The organism is Bacillus sp. SIMBA_005 (assembly GCF_046535585.1).
GTDB classification, from domain to species: Bacteria; Bacillota; Bacilli; order Bacillales; family Bacillaceae; genus Bacillus; species Bacillus pumilus.
The window spans coordinates 210,629-235,413 of sequence record NZ_JAWRWI010000003.1 but is presented as its reverse complement, the minus strand read 5'-3'; the positions used below and the strand labels follow the sequence as shown (position 1 = coordinate 235,413).

The 24,785-nt window shown below is 45.9% G+C and carries 3 protein-coding genes; all 3 read right to left on the bottom strand.

Annotation, left to right across the window (positions count from 1 at the left end; genetic code table 11):
* Positions 1-7 precede the first annotated feature (7 nt).
* Positions 8-10,138, bottom strand: a complete 10,131-nt coding sequence (locus tag SB660_RS06225; protein ID WP_410581797.1) for a non-ribosomal peptide synthetase — start codon at positions 10,136-10,138, stop codon at positions 8-10.
* Positions 10,139-10,201: 63 nt separating this feature from the next.
* Positions 10,202-14,035 carry a non-ribosomal peptide synthetase gene (locus tag SB660_RS06220; RefSeq protein ID WP_410581795.1) on the bottom strand — a complete coding sequence of 1,278 codons (3,834 nt, stop codon included), beginning with the start codon at positions 14,033-14,035 and terminating at the stop codon, positions 10,202-10,204.
* 44 nt (positions 14,036-14,079) lie between these two features.
* On the bottom strand, positions 14,080-24,774 hold the full coding sequence (locus SB660_RS06215) for a non-ribosomal peptide synthetase (protein WP_410581793.1): 10,695 nt from the start codon (positions 24,772-24,774) through the stop codon (positions 14,080-14,082).
* Positions 24,775-24,785: the final 11 nt, after the last annotated feature.

Sequence of the window (24,785 nt, the reverse complement as noted above, 5' to 3'; positions counted from 1 at the left end):
TCTCCTCCTACACCCAATCCAAAATCTGAATCTTGTTTTTTTCAGTCCAAACGCCGACATCCCCTGTCGGATAGAGGTATTCACCTGTTTGATGTTTGAATGGATGCGGAATTTTATGCGTCTCCATCCAATCGGCAAGCTCTCCGCAAAGTGCCTTGATACCCTCTGCACCGATAAAAATATCTCCAGGAAATCCTACTGGCATGAGCTGATGCTCTTCGCTCAGGACATAGATTTCTGTCTCACACGAAGGATCATGCACACCTGAGTAGACCTCTTCTTGATCTGGATACAGCACGCTGACTTGTGCATTTTTCGCCCAATCGGTGATCATCCGCTCTTTTTCTTCATTTGTCACGATCGTGAAGGAAGAGAGTGGTGTCTCCACTTGTTCTGTCATGGCTTCAAGTGTATGGACCAGCTGCTGCATCAGTGATTGTATTTGTTTCTCTGTATATTGATTGAAGCGGTATGTGACCCGAAGCTCCAGCGTATCTCCCGGGACAGCCACAAGGGTCAGGTCATAGTTTGTTTCTTCATGACTGGCTATGTCTAAGATCCGTACACCATATGGTTCTACAGATTCAATCGGATAGTTTTCAAACACGACAATGCTGTTAAACAATGATTCTCCATTCGGAATTTGGGTCATCTGCTGAATATCTGGCAGTACGGTATACTCGAATTCTCTCATGTGGAAAACCGTTTCCTGCGTCTGTGTCAGCAGCTCGGCAATGGTCTTGTCTCGTGTGATCGGCAAACGGAGCGGCAAGGTGTTAATAAAGAGACCTGTCATGCTTTCAACCTCTGGTAAGTCCGCCGGCCGGCCAGATACTGTGACACCGAACACAACATCCTCTGAGCCTGAATGAAGGTGCAAGAGCAGACCCCACGCCGCCTGAAGCAGTGTGCTCATCGTGACCTTCTGTGTCCCTGTCATTTTCTCCAGCTTCTGCTGCATGTCAGGTGTCAGTTTGATACTAATTTGATCAATACCTGCTCCTTTTTCCGAAGCTTGCTCTCCGTCTCCTGGTAGTGGTGTGGCTTCCTCTACTCCTGACATGTAATGTTTCCAGAACTCTTGCGCCTTCTTTTGATCCTGCTTTTGCAGCCACTCAATAAAATCTTTATATGGACGCACAGCAGGAAGGTTCATCTCTCGTTCATCCACAAGCGAGCGATATATTGAAAAGGATTCCTCAATCAAGCCGAACAGGCTCCAGCCATCAATTAAAATATGATGAAAGCTAAAAACAAACGTGCACGTTTTCTCATCACGATGGAATAGAGCGATACGAATGAGCGGTTCAGCCGCATCTTCTAATTCGAAATCCTTTGAACGATCGGTTTGTAAATACTGCTCAATGGTTTTCTTCTGATCCATTTCACTCAGGCGGCGCACATCGTGCTGAATGAGGTGAATGACTCCTTCTGATTGAATCAATTGGACAGGCTCCTTTAGCCCCTCCCAAGCAAATCTTGTCCGTAAAATCGAATGACGTTCTACAAGCAGATTCCATGCTTTTTCATAGGCTTCACCGTCCGTTAAACCTTCGAGCGTCATATGCACCTGACCAAAATACGCCTGTGACGCTTGATCTAACAGTGCATGAAACAGCATCCCTTGCTGCATCGGAGATAGTGGATACACATCTACCACATTGTCTGGGAGCTCATCTATTTGCTTTTGCGTCAGCTGGACCATAGGAAAATCAGATGGCGTAAAGCCGCCTTTTGTCTCTACACAATGCGTCAGAATATCCTCCATTTTTTCTTTAAATCGGTCAGGTAATTGACGCACCTCTTCCTCCTGAAGCAGTTCACGATTGATCATAAAATTCATCTGAAGCTGCCCATTGACAACGTATCCGTACACATCGATCAAATGCTGTCTTTCTGCTTTTGGATCATGTACATGCCCATTTCGTTCATCTGCTATATACAGATTTGCCTCACCGTCTATTTGATCTAACTGTCCAAGGTAATTAAAGCTCACCTGCGGCGCTGCCGTTTTAAGTAAACGCGCTGCTGTCATGTATTGGAGTAAGCCATAGCCGATCCCCTTTTGCGGCACAGCTCTTAAGGTTTCTTTGACATCTTTGATTTGCCTCTCAACATCGGTTTGAATAAAAGGAATAAAAATAGGATAAGAGCTTGTAAACCAGCCGACTGTCCGTGACAAATCCATCTGTTCAAATAAATCTTCGCGTCCGTGCCCTTCTAACGTGATCAGTAATGACTTTCCAACAGCTTGCGCGAGTCCTGATAAGAGTAAATCGTTCACTTCTGTTCGGTACGCTTGTGATGCGTGCCTTAGTAAAATGTCTGTTTGATCCTTCGTCAGTTGAACAGTCAGGACCTCTGCATGTTCTTCTATATTGAAAAGCGCAGGTGTTTGAAAAGGAGAACCTTCTTCCTCTTGATCGATGATTTTTTGCCAAAAAGGAACCTGCTCTTGTAATTGATCAGTTTGTACATATTCATAGAGTGCCTCTGCCCACTGCTGATAGGAAGCGGTTTTCTTAGCAAACGTGATCTCCTGCCCTAACGCAGCCTGCTTCAACCCGTTTAAGATATCTTCCTGTATGATGCGCCACGATATTCCATCCATCACAAGATGGTGGGCTGCGATGAAGAGTTCAGACGTGCGATCACTTGTCTGAAAAAGAATAAATTTGATCAATTCTCCTCTCTCTAATGACAGTGTTCCTTGACAAGCACTTGTCTCCATGCGGATTTGCTCTATCGCTTCCTCGTGAGACACATCCGTCAAATCAAAGAATGTGACACAAGGAATGATGCCGGGCGCACGAATGGTTTGAATCCATGCGCCGTCTGCTGCTTTTGTATAAATGGCTCTCAGCATATCGTGATGATCGACAAGTTTTGAAAGAACTTGTGTTAACAGTTCGGGTTGTATAGATTGCTTGATTTCAATATGAGCTGATAGATTCCAATAATCTTGGTTTGTCATCGATTGCTCAAGGAACCAAGATTGGATTGGAAGCAGACGTACATTTCCCGTAACAGGTGATTGATCATAAGACACAGACACATCTGCTCTTTTCATCGCGCGTGCCAGCTGTGAAATGGTCTGTTTTTCAAATACATCTCTCGGCTGTATGATGTAGCCTTCCTGTGCTAGGCGTGCCACCATTTGTATGACAATAATAGAATCTCCGCCAAGCTCAAAGTAGTTATCATGAACACCGATTGAAGGAATGCCCAGAAGCTGAGTCCACACCTTTTCAAGTACTTGTTCTTCCTCACTGAGCGCCTGATCTGCTGGTTTGTCTGCTTCTTCCTGTCTCCACACTGGCGGCGGGAGACGCTTTTGATCTACCTTGCCGTTTGGCGTGAGCGGCAGTTCCTCGAGCTCTATGAATAGGCTCGGTACCATATAATCTGGCAGTCGATCTTTTAACTTGCGGCGAAGGTCTTGCTGGGTCCATGCACCTTTTTGGACAAAGTAACCGATGAGGCGCTTATGACCACTCTCATGCTGATGCGGAATGACCGCACATTCTATGATGTCTTCAACACTCAACATAGCGGCTTCAATTTCGCCGCATTCGACGCGATGTCCGCGTATTTTCACTTGATGATCGATTCTTCCAAGGCAGTCGATGATGCCATTTGGGAGCCAGCGGCCCATATCACCTGTTTTATATAAACGCTCTCCTTTATAGAAAGGATGCGGGATAAATGATTGCGATGTTTTTTCTTCATCTCCAAGATAACCTAGTGCCAGCCCTGTTCCGCCAACATAAATCTCTCCAATGACACCTTGCGGAACCGGCTGCAGCTGGTCGTCTAATACATAGGCTTGTGAATAAGCAATTGGCTGACCGATAGGGACGGTCGTCTGCTCTTCGTCTAATGAGCGAATGTGATACACACAAGAGAACGTCGTATTTTCAGTTGGTCCATAGCCGTTTAAAAGACCTTCAGGTAAATATGGCAGTGCCTTGCGAATATGAGCTGCTGATAGCGCATCACCACCGACCAACAATGCATCGAATCCAGATAAAGCTTCTGGATGTTCCTCCGTCAATCGGTTGAACAGCGGCACTGTCAGAAATCCTGTTGTGATCTTGTATGACGTCAGCGTGTCAGCCAGTGTATCCATTGATAAAACTGTATTTCGATCGGTAAGAATCAGCCTTCCCCCGTTTAGAAGAGCTCCCCATATTTCATACGTAAAGGCATCAAAGGAGAAGCTGGCCATTTGTAAAATGCGCGTATGTTCATCAAAAGTGACATAGTCTGTTTCACAGACAAGCCGGATGACTGCTTGATGCGGAATCAAAACCCCTTTTGGCTGTCCAGTTGACCCTGAAGTGTAATTGATATAAGCGAGTCCATCAGGTTTTAGGGCAGCAGGTATAAGTTCTGCTTCTGATAAAAATTCTTCATATCCTTCATCAAGACAAATGAGTTCGGTTTGACTGATGGACACCTTTTTCAGGCATTCATTTTTTGTCAGTAACAGCTGAATACCTGTATCTCTCAGCATAAAATCAATGCGTGCATCTGGATATTCAGGATCAATCGGCACATAGGCGCCTCCTGCTTTCACAATCGCCAGCACCCCAAGAATCATTTCAGGCGACCTGTCCATGAGCAGTCCTACTGGTTCATGCGGCGTCACACCTCGCTGCTGAAGAGAAGCCGCCAGCCGGTCGACTTTCTCTTGTAACACATGATACGTCCACTGCTCTTCCCCGAATTCGAGAGCGATGGCATCAGGTGATTTTCTCACTTGCGCTTCAAACCGTTCCGTGATGAGAAGCGGGCCTGCCGGCTGATCCATTTTGCCGCTCCATTCATAGAGCAGCTGATGCTTCTCTTTTTCTGGCAGGTAATTCATTTGTTTGATCGGCTGTGCTGGATTTTCACAAATACGCCCAAGCAGCTGCTCGTAGTACCGAAGGAACCGGTCCATCGTTTCGTCAGAAAATAAGTTCACATCATACTCCAGTTTTAATTGAAGACCCTCCGCTCCTTCAAAGACAAACAGAGATAGATCGAATTTGGCGGTATCGTTATCTTCAATAGCTAAAACAGATGTCGCCTCCCCCATCGGAGAAGCCTCAAGCGGCAGATTTTGCAAAACGAACATGACCTGAAACAGCGGCTGTTTGCCAGCCTCACGTACAATATTCAGCTCATCTACGACCATCTCAAACGGCACATCCTGATGCGCATAGGCGCCCATTGTTGTTTCTTTCACCCGTTCTAATAGATCAGTGAAAGCAGGATTCCCGCTATGATCGATCCGAAGTGCCAGCGTATTGACGAAAAAGCCGATGAGTTGTTCCATCTCCGTCCGATTTCTCCCAGCAATGACTGATCCAATCACAAACTCATCCTGTGAAGACAAACGGTGCAGCAGTGTTGAAAAGGCGGTCAGCAGCGTCATATAAAGGGTACTGTCAGTTTTTTTAGAAAGCTCAGCCAGCTGATCTGACAGCGACTTCGACAGATGGTATTTTTTCGTTTTTCCTTTGTAGGATTGAACAGCTGGCCGCGGGTAGTCATACGGCAAAACCAAATCTTCTACAGGGACTGCAAATTGCTCCTTCCAATAGGAAAGCTGCTTTTGCAGCGTCTCACCAGTCAAATACTCCTTCTGCCATAGGGCGTAATCCGCATATTGAATCGGCAGCGGCGATAGATTAGGCTCCCGCCTGTCGATCATTGCTGTATAATATTCAGACAACTCTCTTGCGGCAATCCCAACCGACCAGCCATCTGACACAATGTGGTGAATGGACATCAGCAGCAAATGATCTCTTTCCGACAGCCGAATAAGTTTTACACGAAAGAGCGGATCATGCTCTAAGCGAAAAGGTGTGCTTGCCTCTCTTTTTGCCCATTCAGCCGCTTTTTGTTCTTTTTCTTCCTGCGACGTTAAATCTGATAGATCCACCACATCAAGCTCTGGAAGGGTCATATGCTCATGGATGATCTGCACCGGTTCATCGCCGTTCATAGTAAAGGACGTTCTAAGCGACTCATGCCTTTGCACCATTTGCTGAAGACTGCGCTGAAGTACCTTCACATCTAAAGATCCATTCACCCGAAAGGAAATTGTATTATTGTAAAATGGCAGATCAGGCTGTAATTGATAGAGAAACCACTGTCTTTGCTGGGCATAGGACATCGGAATCTCCTGGCCCTTTGCCATTTTCCGTACCTGTACCGCTTCATCCACTTTTGCATGCGAATCGATCCATGCCGCTAATTCCCCAAGTCTCGTATGCTCGAAAAGAACAGCGAGCGGCACATCAAATCCCATTCTTTGTCTCACCGCTGACAGCATTTGCGTTGCCTTTAGCGAATGACCTCCGAGTAGAAAGAAGTGATCACCACAGCTGACATTTGAGACTTCAAGCAGTTCGGACCAAATGCTTGCCAAAACTTTCTCCGTCTCCGTTTGAGGTGCTCTGTCTTCTGCATCCTGTCCGCTTTCCTCAATGAGTGCTTTGAAATACGCTTCATCCGGCATGCCATCCTCTGATTCTTTCCAGTATTCCTCAGGAAATAGATGGACGGAATATTCACTAGATAGATGAGTCTGCAAACATGTATAAATGGACTGATACAGCCGTTCTTCAATGGCTTTTGTTTTGTCGGTTTTGTAAAAGACATACACGGCTTTCTCTGTTCGGCTCTCCGCATGAAGCATCTCTTGAATGTCCTGCTTCGACCGATCTAATCCCATATAAATGAGAGGTGCATCTGTCATTAAACATGCCAGCATCGTCTGGAAGCCCGCCCGCTTCGGAATCGGAAGATAGCCTCTTTCTTTTAACATACCTTTGATTATCGAACCCTCGCTCATGCCAATCTCATCCCACATGCTAAAGCTAAAGCAGTATGGCTTCACGGTAGATGTCAGCTTCTGATAATGAGCAAATTGTTCAACGAACTCATTGGCAGCAGAGTAAGCGCCTACGGTCATCCCGCCCTTCAATGTTCGTGCTGATGAGCTAGAAATAAATAAGACGTTCTTCCGTTTAGAAGCCGCTTCATGAAGCGCAATCGTGCCATATACCTTTGCTTCGTACATCGCATGTAAGGACACAGACGTCATGTCAGCAAGCAGCTCTTCTTGAATAATGCCAGCGAAATGAATCACGCCATGCAGCCTTTTTCCATGGGCCACCTCTTGTCTTGAGATAAGGGCTTCAAGGGCTTTTGCATCCGTCAAGTCCACTTCTTCATAATGAACAGTGCCGCCTCGTTTTTCCGCTTGTTTCTCAAGTGAGGTCAATACGTCTTGCTGCTCCGCAGATAAAGCTGCTCGTGCCTTTCTTCCAAGCAGAACAAGATGCGCTTGATAGGACGTCAGAAGATGTTCACTTAGCATCCGTCCTATTCCGCCAAGCCCGCCTGTCATCACGTAAAGTCCGGTTGATTCAAATGGTGGTGTCTTCCTCTTTTGCTCTCTTTCTAGATGAATCGGCGTTAAAAGAGGAATATAACGAACACCTTCACGGTAAGCAGCAATATGACAGCTTGTGTCCTGTGTAAGCTCTGTCATGATCGCTGATGCATGGGAACGGTCAGCCGATTCTGTCAGAGAAAAATCAAGACACCGCACCTTGAGAAACGGCCACTCATGCTGTACAGCTGTCATCAATCCTGCTGTCGTTGCTTTTTCCACATGATGTGTTTGATCTTCTGGCAGATTCATCGCATGAGCGGAGACAAAAGTGATCTCTACAGGTTCCTCATAGGCGGCAATCGCTTTTGTTGTATATAATGCACTCATGCTGCCAATTTTCTGCGTTTCCTTCGCCATTACCGCTTGAAGTGTGTCTTCCTTGTTTGTGTAGTTCCAAAGGTGAATGATTTGTTTCACCGAAACGCCATACGAACGGAGCGTCTCAAAGAGTTGTTCGTAGTCTGACGGCCGATTCGGGTGGATGATGAAGTGAGTTTGTGTGAGTTGTGTGAATGCTTGACCCGGTTCAACCGTAATATAGGTTTGTTCATTGTTTGATAGGGATTTCAATTGATCTGCCAGCCCTAATGCATCCGCAAAGATCACTGTATCCCCTGCTGTTTGCTTTTCAGTTTTATGAAGTGGAGCGGGTGTCCACTTCTTTTGATAACTCCAATCAGGCAAGGTGTGTTCATTTTCAAGTCTGATGTCCAGTTCCTTAATGATTTCGTCGAATTCTCCTTCCTGCCACCTTGTCTTGAGCTGTGCCCTTTCTATTTTTCCAGAGCTTGTTTTCGGAAAGGCATGCTTTTGGACAGGAATAATCCTCGATGCAGAAAGACCCATTTTTGTTGCAATATGGGTTTTGATGTGCTGGCTAGCCCTCATGATATAAGCAGGCTCATACAGCTTCGGTGTAAAAAAGAGAATCAGTTCATCGGATGCAGATGCCTCCATTCGCACGGAGCAAGCAGCCACAAAGCTTGTTTCTACGCCGGGTACTTCCTCTGCCATGGCTTCAATTTCATAGTTGTGATAATTTTTCCCGTTGATGATGATCATGTCTTTTTCTCTACCAGTTAATGTCAGCCTTCCTTCATGCAGAAAACCTAAATCACCCGTGTGGAACCAGCCCTCTGTTTGAAAAACCTCTTCATTCGCTTCGTCATTCTTGTAATAGCCCTTCATTGTCGTCGGCCCTTTGATTTGCACGCTGCCAATATGATCTTCAGGAAGAAGCTCATGCTCATGGTTGACGATACGAATCGTGATACCTGGAATCGGTTTCCCTAACTCTGTAAAGCTGACGGTTCCAGTGTCGCGTGCCTCCGCTGGTCTTAGCTGCTCTGTCAGCGATGTTTCCTCAAAGGTCAGAACCCCGCTGTTTTCATCTCCCCGCTCAATCGCAAAAGAGAAGACAACGGCTGATGAGATTTCTGACATGCCGAAAGCCGGTCTGATGACGTCTCCTTTTAAGCCGTGCGGAGCGAGCAGGTGTAAAAACCGGTGGATCGTCTTCGGTACGACCGCTTCTGCCCCATTGATCATGCACGACATGGAAGAAAGATCCCAAGACCCTGAAGAGATTTCTTTCTCATAATCATTGATCATCGCAAATGCGAAGTTAGGTGCCCATGTCTTCGTTGCACGATAACGGTCCATCCAGTCAAGCCAGCGCAGCGGCTGAGCGATGAAGTCATCTGTTCTTGCCCGAATCTGCTCACAGCCTGTGTACACATTGACAAGATGGAACATGACAATGCCGCCAATATGATCTAATGGCATCCAGTCTAACGAGACATCTTCTTGTGTAAACCCATTGGCTGCCACCGTTCCTTTGACATTCGCCAGCACGCTTCTATGAGAATGCTCTACGCATTTGGGCATCCCCGTACTTCCAGACGTTAAGATAAAAAAGACGGAATCATCAGGCGTGACTGGATGTGCTTCTAAATCTCTTTCTAAAGTAAGCATTGGTTCAACGGCTGCAACACGTAATTGATCTGTATGCCACAGTAAAGCTAAGCCTTGCACCTCATCAATCAGCGAGTCATCCGTGAGAATGAGCGGATGCTCCAGCAGGTTCCAAGCGTGATGAAGCTTCTTCACTGAGGCATTCATTTCCCGATAGGTCGGGGCTGCCGATACAAGTGTTGGGACAAATCCGCCTAATACACATGCCCAAAAAGCCGTGACCATCGCATGATTCGATGAAAATTGAAAGAACACAGGATCTCCCGGCTCAAGGCCTAGTGCTCTTAAACCCGTCAGCACCCGCTCGGCATCCTCCTTCAACTGCGCGTAGGATTGCGTGAGCTCATTTTCACTATTGATGATATAAGTCAGCCCATTTGTTGATTTGGCTGCCTCAGTTAGAGCGTCCTGCAAGGTTTGAGCTCCTGCACGAACATCTATATCCCCTCCATAGGAAATGGCTGGGGGCATGTCTGCTAAAGCAGGTGAAGCCATTTGCGTTTGTATCCATTCAGCTGCGGCCTCCTGCTCCATGTGATGGTCTAGAAATAAATGAGAGAGGTGATATGGCCGAGGTCGAATGGTTTTTTCACGAGAAAAAACAGCGAAGCGTTCGATTTCGTTGGTTTGTAAAATGGTATTCTGTACATCTTGTAAAATCGTATCCATTGATTCATGTACATTCGATTGATTGATGGTTGATGGTTTCATATGAGTTCCTTCCCTTTTTTGTCAGGCAGGGCTGCCAGTGTGCACCCCTGCCTCATCTAAAGTTTACAAGACTGTTTCTCTATTTTTATGATGGACTATTTCTTTAATGAGCTGTGCATTTCGGACGGCACATTCTTTGTTTTTGAACATGTCGGCGTGCTGACCAAAGCCTTGAAATTCTCGATAAGCGCCGGTCGTCGCAGTTTCCCATTTATCCATCCATTCTGGTATCGCAATATGCTCTTCGGATTGGATAAAGTCAATGTCTGCGTGTATCTCTCCTTGGTTCACCCCCTTAACAAAAGCTTCATAGTAAGCCCTTGTTTTTTGAGCAAGCTCGTCTTGAATGAGCTCCGCTTGGGCAAGTTCACTTTGCTTCGACTGATGGACGATCGCGGCGATATCGTCATCAATGGATCGTCCTTCTAAATCACTTTCTCCTATTTTCTTATACGAATCGATCATGATGACCTTTTCGACGGTCCGCCCTGCTTGTTCGAGCGATTGAACAAGCTCAAATGCTAGGTAGCACCCGCCAGAGTAACCCATCAAAGTCAGTGGTCCTTCAGGCTGAAGGTGCTGGATATGCTGAACGTATTGCGTGATTCGGTGATCAGCTTCAATAAAGTCAAAGGCGATCAAACGAATACCATCGAGCGTTTTTGCGGCTTCCTGATAGATAAAGCCATAGCCCGGTAATGGTGGTAGAGCAAAGACTGTTGGCGTTTGAGATTCATTGAATACAAGATAGCCTGCAGCTTCCTGATCCTGCTGTTGAATATAACGGCTGACTGCTTCAATGGTAGGTGTCTCAAACAGCAAGTGAATAGGCACTTGAACATCAAATTCCTTTGTCACCTTAGATAAAAGCGACATCGCTTTTAATGAATGCCCGCCAAGCTCAAAGAAATGGTCATCTGTGCTGATATCTTCTCTTTCAAGCACTTCCCGCCACATCACAAGCAGCTTTTGTTCTACCTCATTTACCGGAAGCTTCACATGACGGTTTCCTTGAGGCACCTCTGGCTTTGGCAGCTGACGTTTATCAACCTTTCCATTTGGCGTAAGTGGCATTTTCTCAAGTCTGATCAGTTCATGAGGCTGCATGTAAGCCGGAAGTTTTTCCTTTAGCCCTGACCTGATCACATTGAGTTTATCCTTCCACTCCTCCTCACACGTCATATAGGCGAGCAGCCTTGTATGCTGCGTGTTATGCTGATCAGCTATAAGGGCCGCTTGTTTTACACCTGGATGCATGAGAAGGTGGGCTTCAATTTCTGTCAGCTCAATTCGATGACCGCGAATTTTCACCTGATCATCCACTCTGCCCGCATACTCAATCAAACCGTCCGCTCGAAAATAAGCCAAGTCTCCTGTACGATACAGCCTTTCTCCCGCAGCGAATGGATGCGTGATAAAGGCTTGTTTCGTCAGATCAGGACGATTCAAATACCCCTTCGCAAGCCCTTTGCCGCTCAGACAAAGCTCTCCGACCATTCCAATCGGCTGAAGTTGTCCGTGCTCACTCAATATATAAGCACCCGTCTGGTTGAGCGGCTTTCCGATTGGAATCGAACGCGCTTCCATCGGCAGAGCCTCATCGACTGGATAATAAGTGGCGAATACTGTTGATTCGGTTGGGCCGTAGACATTGATGAGTCTGCCTTTCCCCATAACAGCAAAGGCTTTCCTCACATGCTGGACTGATGCCCGCTCTCCGCCAAACAGCACCTTGCGCACACTGCGCATCCAGTCGGTTTCTTCATCAACGAGGAGATTAAATAATGCTGTCGGAACAAACATGACAGAAATATTTTCCCTTTTAATCAATCCCGTCAGCTCGCCCATGTTTAAAATGGTCTCTTTTTTCGGCAAGACAAGCTTCGCTCCGTTTAAAAGTGCGCCATACACATCAAATGTAAAGCCATCAAATACGCTGTTGGATAGTGACAGCAGTGTATCTGTTTCTGAAATGGTTAAGTAGTTTGTATTTTTGACCACCCGGGCAATATTCGAATGGGTCGTCATAATGCCTTTTGGCTGACCTGTTGTACCAGACGTATACATGATGTAAGCCGTATCGTGTAAGCCTGCTTCAAGCGGCAGATTCTCTGAGCTCATCAGTGAAATTTCTTGATCATCTGCAAACAGATACGTTCCATCAAACGCAAGTGCCTTCACTTGACCGATAAAGGATGAGTGAGTCAGTAGATGCGTTGCTGCGCTGTCTTTAAGCATGTATTGAATGCGGCTTTCTGGATAATCGGGATCAATTGGCACATAGATTGCACCTGCTTTTAAGACAGCAAGCAGACTGACAATCAGTTCAGGCGTGCGGCCCGCTAAAATGGCGATGACCGTTTGATGCGTGACCCCATTTTTTTGCAAATGTCTTGCCAATCGGTTGGCTTGTTCATTCAGCTCCGCATATGTCATCGTGTGCTCACCTGCTGATAATGCGACCGCATTCGGCTGTTTGCGGACATTATGCTCAAACCATTTTGACAAATACAGCTGGTCATGCTCAAGCTCGGGCGCATTCCATTCCTCAAGAATCAGCTGCTTTTCCTGTTTTGTGACAAGTGTAAGTGTATGAACCGATTGATCAGGATGTTTGACCGCCTCCTTCATCAATAGACTCAGCTGTTCCTTTAACCGTTGAACAAATTGAGGATCAAATGCTTTTTGATTAAAGGCCAGCTTCAATTGCAATTGTTCTCCTGGTGATGCCAGCAAATTGAGATCATAGTTCGATTTTTCATACACATTCATGTTTTCCACAGTAAATCCTAACCGCTCCTCTTGCTCTTCCTTCTTTGCGGCTGGGACATTTTCAAACACGACAATATGATCCATGAGTGGCTGATGACCTGTCTTTGCCTGAATATCATAAATTGGAATGTATTGGTGCGGCTCGGCCGCAAGAGACTGCTGCTGCGTTTCTGACAGAAGAGAATGGAATGTCATGTCATCTGTCAGCTGAATTCTTCTTGGGATGACATTAATGAACAAGCCAACCATTCTGTCAACACCAGCCAAATCTGCCGGACGCCCCGACACAACCGTGCCAAACAGCACATCATTTGAACGCTGATATCTGCTCAATAAAATTGACCAGACTGATTGAAGGACACTGCTTAACGTCGCATTTTGCTGGAACGCTAACTCTGATAAAGCAGCCGTTTCTCCCTTGCTCACCGACCATTCCAATTCGCCTAATTCGTGTTCATTCGTTTGCTTTCTCTGTTCTTTAAAGGTAGATTGTCCATCAAACCCAGCTAAAGATTGCTGCCAGTATTGAAGTGATGCTTGTTTATCTTGTTTTTCCAGCCATTGAATATATTCTTTGTACGGTTTAACCGGTTCCAGCTTGTAAGGGATATCATGCAAAAGGGCATGATAAATCGCAAATAGCTCTTGCACCACAAGCCCAAAGCACCAGCCATCAAGAAGGATATGGTGATAGCTCCATATCCAGCGATAGCTGGCAGGGCCCGTTTGGAAAACAGTTGCCCGCATGAGCGCATCCTTCGAAAGGTCAAATCCTCTCAGCTGATCCTGTTGTTTAAATGTCTCAATACGTACAAGCTGTTCATCTTCAGAAAGCTTCTGCATGTCCACCACATCAAGCGTAAAAGGACGTTTCTTCAGCACAACTTGGACAGGGCGCTTCACTTTTTCGTGGAGAAATACGGTACGAAAAATATCGTACCGCTCCACGATGACATTCATGCTTTTCTCAAGTAAGTCATGACGCAGTGTGCCTTTTACGTTCATATCCATTTGCTCTACATAAAAGCCCTTTTCTTGGTGATGGAGGGTATGAAACAGCATGCCTTCTTGCATCGGTGACAGATAATACATGTCTTGAACTTGATCCCTTTTAAATGAACTCATCTATTTCATCCTCCCTTCCTGTTTTTATGTCTGATCTCATGTTGCTAAGTCAATTTCTCCTCAAGCATGTCAAAGATGTCATCCATTTCATCCATTTCAAGGTCACCAGCAGAGAAATCACTTGGGGTAAATTCTCGTTCGTGCTGCGCTAAACAATGAGTCATGATGGATTGGATTTTTTCTTTCAACAATGCCATGAACTGCTGTATCGTTTGTTCTTCATATTCATCTGTACAATAGGAACACGACATCATGAATCGTTTGTGTTGAACAAGACCACTGAGATTCAGCTTATAGACAGCTTCTGAATCAGGGCTTGCTTGTCGTCCCATATCATAGGCGGACGGTCTAAAGAGTTCTGTCGTCACTTCTTGATCAATCTGCCCCAGATAGTTCAAGCTGATTTCAGGTTGTACATGCTGTCCTGACGATTCAGTGGCTGTGAGGTATTTTAAAATCCCGTAGCCGATCCCTTTATTCGGGACACGCCGCAGCATCTCTTTCGTTCCTTTAATAGTCTCAGCTATGGTCTGATCCGGCTTTGCTTTCAGTACGACTGGATACATACTCGTAAACCATCCAACCGTGCGTGAGACATCCAGTCCTGATAAAATATCCTCTCTTCCATGACCTTCAAGCTGCACATGTACATGGGACTCACCTGTCCACTCCTGAACAGCAAGACCGAGCGCACATAGAAGAATATCGTTCATTTCCGTTGTGTACGGTAGATGAATGTCGGTCAAAAGATGCTCGGTTTCGGACTCTGAAAGCTGCATCTGTACTGCCTTTGTTTGCGCAACTTTTCTTTTCGTTACTTCAAGATCAACAGGTAAAGTGGTGATTGGCGTCCTGTCAATCTCATTCCAGTACTCACTTTGGCTTTTTAACGGCTTGGACTGTGCGTATCGTTCGATCGCCTCTGCCCATTCTTTAAAGGAGTGGGTTTTGGGCGGCAGGACGAGCGTTTGTCCTTGGGCTGCCTGTTGATAAAGAGACATAAAGTCCTCTAGTAAAATTCGGCATGAGACACCATCAATGACAAGATGGTGTGTCACGATGAGTAAGTGATCGCCATCTTTTGCACGGAAACAGATCACTTTCATGAGCGGACCTGTTTCGAGGTTCAACTGACGCTGATACTCGTTGGCATAGGTGGAAATGGCTTTTTTCACGTCGTTCTCTTTAGAGACATCATGAGAAATTATCGCAATCGGCTCTGTAAGCTCCCGCTGGTTGTATTGCAGGATGCTGCCATTTTCTTGCCTGTATACCATACGCAGTGCATCATGATGTGAAAGTAATTTCTGCATCACTTGTTCTGTCATCGAAAGGTCAAACCCATTTGGCGCATGAAGCATCATCGAGAGATTCCAATGGTGCTGATTTGTAAAGTTCCGTTCAAAGAACCAGCGCTGAATCGGTGTGAAAATGACTTCCCCTTCGACAGGTGATTGGTCGGCTGTCAGTTGGTCAGCTTCTTCGATATATGGGCGCAGCTCCGCAATCGTTGGGTATTGGAAAAGCAATTTCATATCGAGCTTCCAGCCCGCTTGTGTGAGTCTGCTTGCCATTTGGATGCCTTTAATTGAATCTCCTCCAAGGAAGAAGAAGTGATCGTGAATGCCGACTTGGCTGACGCCAAGCACGTCTTCCCAAATGCCACATAGAAGCGTTTCAACTTCGTCTCTTGGGAATTCGTAAGCTGTTTGATTGGCTTCCTTATCAGGTGCTGGCATTGCTTTTAGATCGACTTTGCCATTTGCCGTCATCGGCAGTTGGTCTAACTTGATAATCCATGAAGGCACCATATAGTCTGGCAACGTGCGTTTTAAGCTTTCTTTTAAGTCTTCTGTTTCATTCTCCGTGATGACATATGCGGCAAGCGCGTCTTGATCGCTGGCATCTTTGACCGTTGTCACGACTGCTTCTTTGACTTCCGAAAGTGCAAGAAGCTGCGCTTCAATTTCTGACAGCTCAATCCGGAAGCCGCGAATGTTGACCTGATGGTCTTTTCTGCCGAGATAGATCAGCTCGCCATCCTCTGTCCATTTCACTAAATCGCCTGTCATGTACATACGCTCACCCGGATAAAATGGATCTGGGACAAAGCTTTTCTCTGTTTCCTCTGGAAGATTCCAGTACCCTCTTGCCAGTCCTTTCCCCGCAATCACGAGCTCACCCGGTACGCCTGGCGGCGAGAGGTCATATAACGAACCCATAATGTAAAAACGGGTATTGGCAATCGCTGTTCCAATTGGAAGCGTGCCTTGATCTGGGTTGATGATCCCGCTTGTCGCCACGACTGTGTTTTCTGTTGGACCATAGTTATTCACGAGTTGATAAGGAACAGGCTTTACCTGTTTTAGCTTGTCTCCGCCTGTTAGTAAGTAACGCAAGGAATGATTGTCCTTCGACATAAACTGCTCGCATAGCTGGGTCGGCAGGAATGCAATGGTGATATTTTCGTCATTGAAATACGCATTGAGCTTGATCATATCGAGACGAATCGCTTCATCAATGATGTGCAGCTCTGCGCCGGCGATCCACGTCGGGAACATTTCCCAAATGGAGGCATCAAAGCCAAAGCCGGCATATTTGGCAGTTCGATCCGCATTGGTCACTTGGAAGGCATCATTGTGCCAGAACGCAAGATTCACAAGGGACTGGTGCTCAACCATGACACCCTTCGGCTGTCCTGTTGTTCCAGACGTGTAAATCATATAGGCGAGATCAGTTGGTTTCATATGAACCTGAACATCGTGAGCTTCACCTTCTACGGCATCTTCTATCAATAGAACACGACCTGTGAAGGAAGTTGGTGCAGTTAATCCTGTTTGCATAAGTAGAACCTCTGCCCCGCAGTCTTCCAGCATATAGGCAATACGCTGATCCGGATAATCCGCATCAATTGGAACGAATGCCGCACCTGACTTCAAGACACCAAGGACGACTGCCGTCATATCAAGGGACGGACGAGTGAGAATACCGACGCGGTCACCTCGTTTTATGCCGTTTGAGATAAGTTTTGAAGCGACTGTATTTGCACGGCTGTTCAGTTCCTCATACGTCCAGCTCGTTCCGCAGAAGGTTGCCGCTTTTTGATGAGGTGTCTGGTATGCCTTAGCCTCAATCAGTGCATGAACCGTTTGATCTGACGGGACATTTAGCACAGGGCCTGACCATTCATTGATCAGCTCTTGTTTTTCCTCTTCATTTAAGATCGAAAGCGATGAAATTGGTTCATTTAGCTTCACCAGCATCTCGTCTATGATTTGTTCAAAATATCGACTCCAACGCTGAATGGTCTTCTTTTTAAACAGCGCCGTTGCATACTCAAAGCGTACGCCCACTTGATCTTGTTCTTCAAATACACCGAGCGTTACATCAAATTTTGCATGAGCTGTCTCTTGCTGTTTTTGCGAAAGCTTGAGTCCATTTAGATTCGGTAACGTCATGTCACGGTCATCCGTTGTCAGCATGACACTAAACAATGGATTGCGGCTCGTGTCTTTCGGAAGATCTAACTGTGCCACCAATTCCTCAAACGGAAATTCTTGATGTTCATAGGCTGATAGGCTTCGATCTTTCATCTTTTCAAGCAATTGTGCTGTCGTTTCCTCGAGCTGTACTTCATGTCGAAGAGCCAGTGTATTCACAAACATGCCTGGAACCCGTTCGATTGAAGCATGCGTACGTCCCGCTGTAACAGCGCCTATGACGATATCTGTCTGCCCGGTTAATTTGGAAAGGAAAATGGCAAATGCCGTTTGCATGACCATGTTCATGCTCACACCTTTATCAGCCATGAGTGCTTTAATGGTCTTCACCTTCTCAGGAGATAACCATCTATCGACTCGGTCTCCTTCAAATGACTGTACATGAGGACGCGGAAAATCAAGTGGCAGTGCCAAATCTTCAGGAGGCTCTGCGTATTGCTCCAGCCAATACTGACGCTGTTTCTCAAGCAGCGCTTGCTGCTTTTCTTCCTGCTGCCATACCGCATAATCCTTGTAGTGCAGCTGAACTGGCGGTAACGTCTTTTTCTCATACAGCTTTGCCAATTCTTGAATGAGCAGACTGCGTGTGACACCATCTGCGATGATATGGTGCATATCCATCATGAACACATATTTCTCATCAGAAAGCTTCGCCACCTTTGCCCTCATTAATGGTGCTTGATGTAATGAGAATGGGGTGAAGAATGCGTCTATGACAGGTTGCTCATGACCGTTCTCTACTTCAACCACCTCTAACGTAAACGGCACTCGGCGATAGACTTTTTGAACGGGTACGCCGTCAATTTCTACAAAGGCTGTACGCAATGATTCATGTCGTTCGATCAAAGCCTGCAGCGCTTCTTCTAGCTGTTTTACATCAAGACTGCCTTCCATCATCAATACGGCAGGCATATGGTAAGTCACTGCTTCTGGATGCAGCTGCTGCAATACATACATCCGCTTTTGAGCAGAAGAGACAGGATAGAAATCTTGCTTCTCCGCCGGTTGAATGGATGTCATGTCCGAGGAATTCACTTCTTCTACATAAGCTGCCATCGCCCGTATCGTTGGCTTTTCAAAAAGGACTTTGAGCGGCACATGTTTGTTCAGCTTGGCTTGCATTTTCGATATGAGCACCATGCCTTTGAGGGAATGACCTCCCAATTCAAAGAAGTGATCATGAACACCTATTTGTTCAACCCCAAGTACTTCTGACCAAATATCGCAAAGCGTCTGCTCAAGTGCCGTTTCTGGTGCTACATGCACCGCTCGATTCATATGCACCTCGTGCGGAAGCGGCAGAGACTTCGCATCTACCTTTCCGTTTTGAGTAAGCGGGATGTGGTCGACTTTGACAAAGTACGTGGGGATCATATAATCCGGCAGTGTCTCCGCAAGCTTTTCTCTAAACGTCAGTGTTCCAATTGGTTCAGGCGATGTGTAATAAAGTGCAAGCTCTGGTAAAAGGGACATATAAAGTACTTTGACATACACCTCTGGAATGGATAATCGTGCACGTGCGGCATACTCAATTTCTTGCTTTTCAATACGATACCCGCGGATTTTCACTTGATCATCTATTCTTCCGAGAAACTCAATGTCTCCATTTGCATGCTGTCTGACCAAATCTCCTGTACGATACATCCGCTCTTCAGGATAATACGGATTTTCTAGAAAACGCTCTGCCGTTAATTCAGGCTGATTCAAATACCCTCTCGATACACCTTCCCCTGATATATAAAGCTCTCCAGGTGCGCCATATGGGACGAGGCGCTGCTGACGATTGAGTGCGAGCGCTCTTGTATGAGCAATTGGCTGTCCGATCACAGAGTGATCCTTGAGTGTGCCTAGCTCTTGCTTTGTAATCAGCTTGGTCACAGCCCCAATGGTTGTCTCTGTCGGGCCGTAGTGGTTCATGACAGCCACACATGGATGCTGCTCCATAAATGTTTCCACATCCTCAGAGACAATTGGTTCCCCTCCAAGTATGACAAGGCGTAAAGCGTTAAATGCATGATCCTTCGAATCTGCTATCATATGAAATAAGGATGGTGTCATTTTGATATAAGTCAGCTCTTGTTCATCAATTAAACGCATGAGTCGAACCGGGTCTGTATACACATCTTCACGAGGCACATACAGTGTTCCTCCTGCCTTTAAGACAGGGAAAATGCTTGTGTAACCAAGATCGTATGCATAAGAAGAAAGCAGTGCCGTCCGATCGCATTCTTGCAATGTCACCTCATTTGTCAGCCAGTTCACGTAGTGTGATAGATTACGATGCGTGAGCTGAACACCCTTCGGTTTTCCTGTTGTCCCAGATGTGTAAATCACATACGCAAGTTGATCGGCTGATGCTTCCGGCAAATCTAGCGTGCGGCTTTGAAGTACTGCTTTTTCAACCTGCAGAACTTGAATCGACTTGTGATGTTGATAGGCCCCTGCAAGAGACTCATTTGTTACGATCACTTGTGCACCTGAATCTTCTAATGTGTAATTGATACGTTCCGCAGGGAAGGCCGGATCAATTGGTACAAATGCACCACCCGCTTTCATCACACCAAGCATTGAAACGATGACATAGACAGAGCGGTCAAGAATCAGCGCTACAGTCTTTTCTTTCTCGACGCCTCGTATCTTTAGTTCACTGCCAAGCGCATTTGACATATCTTCTAGCTCGCGGTAAGTAAGCTTCCGTTGATCATCCATCACCGCAATGGCATCTGGTGTTTCCTTTGCCTGACGTGAAAATTGGACATGGAAAGGCTCATGACGATTTGTTTGCACTTCGTCTTTTTTCTCCAACCGCTCTATTTGCTCATGCTGATCAAGGATACGGAGCAAGCCGATCTGTTTCTCCGGGTGTTGGACCGCTTCACGAATAATCGCTAGAAGATGAGTTCCGAATCTGCGGACCGTCTCTTCTTTAAATAACGCCGCTGCATAGTCAAAGCTCAGCTTTAATGCTCCCTCTCGTTCAAATGCTTCTAGAGACAAGTCAAATTTGACTGAATGATGCTGAATGGCATAAGGCGAAATGTGCAGATCGCCGAGCTTTAGTGCTGGAACCTCCATGTTCTGCATGTTAAATGACACGCTAAAGAGCGGGCTTCGGGTTGTATCACGATCTAGCGGAAGGCGTGCAATTAACTCTTCAAGCGGATAGCTTTGATGAGCAAAAGCGTCAACACTTGTTTCTTTTATTTCTTCAAGAAGATGTAAAAATGTTTTCGTTTGCTCTGGTTTTCCGCGCATCGCAACGGTGTTGATAAACATACCCGGCATGTCCTGTATATCAGGATGTGTCCGTCCTGCAACAGGGGAACCAACGATGATATCTTCCTGCCCGCTATAGGTGGCAAGCAGCACTTGAAAAGCAGATAACAAGAACATGTACATGGTCGTATCTGTTTTCTGAAGCAGGTCATGAATCCGCTGAGTCGTCACTTGATCACAGCCAAACATGAATCGTTCTCCTGAAAAATCACGCTCCGCTGGACGCGAATAATCAGTTGGCAGCTCTAATACTGGCAATTCTCCTTCGAATTGCTTCAGCCAATAGGCTTCATGCTCCTTCTGTTTCTCCGTCTCTTCTTCACTTAACTGCCAGACAGCGTAATCTTTATAATGAATGACTCTTTCTGCAAGAGCTTCTCCATCATAGGCCTTCGCCAAATCTTGTATAAACGTTTTCATGGAGCTGCCATCTGTAATGAGATGATGTGCTTCCAAGACAAGAAGATGACGGTTTTCACTGACCTTCAACAACTGGGCTCGTAATAAAGGCGCAGCAGTTAAATCAAATGGAGATTGCTGTTCAGAAAGAAATGCTTCCGCCTCTTCTTCCTTGACATCATGAACGGGAAGATCAAATGCCGTCCAATCATTCACTCTTTGAACAATGTCTTCTCCATTCATATGAAAACTCGTTCTTAGGATTTCGTGCGTTTGGATCAACTGATCGAACGCTGATTTGAGCCGCTGATATTCGAGTGTCCCTTCTAGTGTTAAGACGATTGGAATATGATAATTCGTGCTGTCTGGTTCGAGTGTCTGCAAAATATATAAACGGCGCTGAGCTGGTGATACCGGATACTCGTCCGCCTGCTCTGCTGGTAAAATCGGATGCCCCATTTCTTCTTGACCATCCTGATCGATATATGCCGCTAATGAACGAATCGTCGGCTTCTCAAAAATCACTTGAATCGGCACTTCTTTCTGAAGCACCTCTTGAATCTTCGCGGACATCATCATCGCTTTGAGAGAGTGCCCGCCAGCCATGAAGAAATGTTCATCTGCTCCTACCGTTTTTCCAAGAAGCTCCTCCCAAATTTGAGCGAGTGCCTTTTCTGTCTCCGTCTCAGGCGGAATGATTTCCTTTTTCTCCTGATAGGCTTCGTCCGGCTTTGGTAAAGCTTTTCGATCTACCTTGCCGTTCGATGTGAGCGGAAAAGCATTCAGCTTCATCACATGGTGCGGCACCATATAAGCTGGCAGCTCTTGATTAAATACATCTCGCACTTCTTCTTCTGTCATGGTCCCTGTGAAGTAAGCGGTGATTTCCTTTTCATCTGTGGAAAACGAATGGACAAGCACAACCGCATCATCTATGCCCGCTTTTTGCTGAAGCACTGTTTCAATTTCACCAAGCTCAATACGGAAGCCTCGAATTTTCACTTGATCATCTGTCCGTCCGAGGAATTCGATCTGGCCATCTGCGCCATACCGAGCCAAATCCCCTGTTCGATACAAACGGCCTGACGGCTTAAAAGGATCTGCCAAGAATACTTGATTGGTCAAATCTGGACGATGGAGATACCCTCTTGCGACACCATCTCCGCCAACATACAGCTCTCCTGGCGCTCCAATTGGCTGCAATCTTTGATCATCATCTAAAATATAAGCCGACGAATGATTGATCGGCTGACCAATTGGAATCGGACCCGTTTCATCTCCTCTTACTTCGTAAATGGTCGAGATGGTTGTATTTTCTGTTGGGCCATAGGCATTCAGTAAAACAAGTGCTGGATGATGCTGTTTCACGAGCTCCGCACTCTTCACATTAATCACGTCACCGCCTGTAATTAATGTGGTTAATCCTTTGAATATTTGCGGTCGCTGCTGAGCGAGCTGATTAAATAATCCAGTCGTTAAAAAGAGCGTCGTGATCTGATGTGTTTGGATAAATCGTTCGAATCGATGAATATCCAATAAAGTATCGCGGTCAACAGGATACAGTGTCGCGCCACCCAGCAGCGTGGTAAAGATTTCAAAGGTAATGGCGTCAAAGCTGACGGCACCTGTATGTGCCATACGATCCGACTTGGTCAAGCCTAATTTCTCCTGAGAGCAAGCCAATCTCACAATATGCTGATGCTCAATTTGAACTCCTTTTGGCTGTCCAGTTGACCCTGATGTATACATGATATACGCCAAGTGAGATGGAGATGTCCTGATTGATACATCCATGTGTGAGTGATGAGGCTTACTCGTCACATGTACAGCCCTGATCTGTTCATCAACTGACGGCGGACTATCAGCATGAAGCAAAATGGATGCGCCGCTATCTTCAAGCATCCATCGGATTCTCTCCTCAGGCTGGGAAGGGTCAATCGGTACATAAGCTGCCCCTGCGTGTAGAACTGATAAGATGGCGATTACCGCATCAGCTGATCGGTTCATATACACCGCCACAGCATCCCCTGGCTGTACGCCTTTTTCAATAAGACTGCCAGCTAAACGACGGATTTCTTGTCCAAGCTCCTCGTACGTAAATGTTCGGTCGCCTTCAACTAGTGCTAGATGGTCAGGCTGCGCCTTCATACGTTCATTGAGCAGCTCAGGAATAGACAGATGCTTCGGATAATCTCGCTCCGTCTGATTCCACGCTTTTATCTGTCGCTTCTCTTCTTCCGTGATACATGTCACGTCATGAAGTCGTACATCAGGGTTTTTGGTGATTTGCTTCATGAGATTGGTCAGATGTTTTGATATGTTTTCAATGACCTTTTCTTCAAAAGCTATGGCGTTGTATTTGATTTTCAATGTCCACGTTTCACCTGGATACACAAGGACATTTAGATCAAAATTCGTTTGTTCAAATCCGTCCTTTACATCAATGGAAAAACCAAGACGTGCAGACATGGTGTCACCAGACAGCTCCTGATCTAAAGGATAGTTCTCAAACCCAACCAAATGATCAAAGAGCTGCCCTCCAGCAGCTGTCTTCTGCTGAATGTCATAAAGCGGCATAAAATCATAGTTTTCCGCTTCTAGTGCATGCTGCTGAACCGTTTGAAACAACTGTTTAAACGTCTGCTTCTGATCCAATGTCACTCGAACGGGTATCGTATTGATAAACAGCCCTGCCATGCGCTCAATTCCAGATACACTTGGAGGTCTGCCCGATACAACGGTGCCGAATGTGACATCATCAGTTGCATGATAGGTGGCTAAAAGAACAGACCAGACAGCCTGAAACAGGTTCGGGCCTGTCACTTGGCATTGTCTTGCTACATTTTGAATGGCTTGTACCGTTTGAGCATCCCATGTAAACGTCCATTCCTGATGATCGTATTGCCCATTCGCTTCTTTTTGCTGTAGCAGCCCTTGATGCTGAACCGCTCCATCTAGACGCTTTTGCCAATAGCTTTCCGCTTCTTGTTTATTTTGCTTTCCAAGCCACTGGATATAATCTGCATAAGGCTTCCCTTGTGAGCGATCCGGCGTTCGACCGTTCCGAAAAGATTCATAGTAATGAAACAATTTTTTCATTAAAACACCCATGGACCAGCCATCCATGATGATGTGATGGTTGCTCCAAATCAGATGCCAGTTTGTTTCATCTAGTTGAAAAACAGCGACCTTCAATAACAGATCATTTGTTAAGTGAAATCCTTGCTTTCTCACTTGTTTTTTATATTGATCCAATACCATTTGCTGCTCTTGATGATTCAGATGTGATAGATCCTCTCTATACACATCGAGATGACGTTCAGCCAGTACAACCTGACGAGGCTTTTGTAATTGTTGATAAACAAAGGCTGTACGGAGAATGTCATATGTCCGTATGAGCTCATTGAGACTTTTTTCAAAAAGAGCGTGATCAAACTCTCCGCTTATTCCAAGCTCAAGCTGTGTGAAATAAGAGGAGGAATTAGGGTCTAGCATGGCATGATACAGCATGCCCTCCTGCATGGGTGTTAAAGGATATACCTTTTGAATCTTCTGCTTGCTCATATGTCCACCTC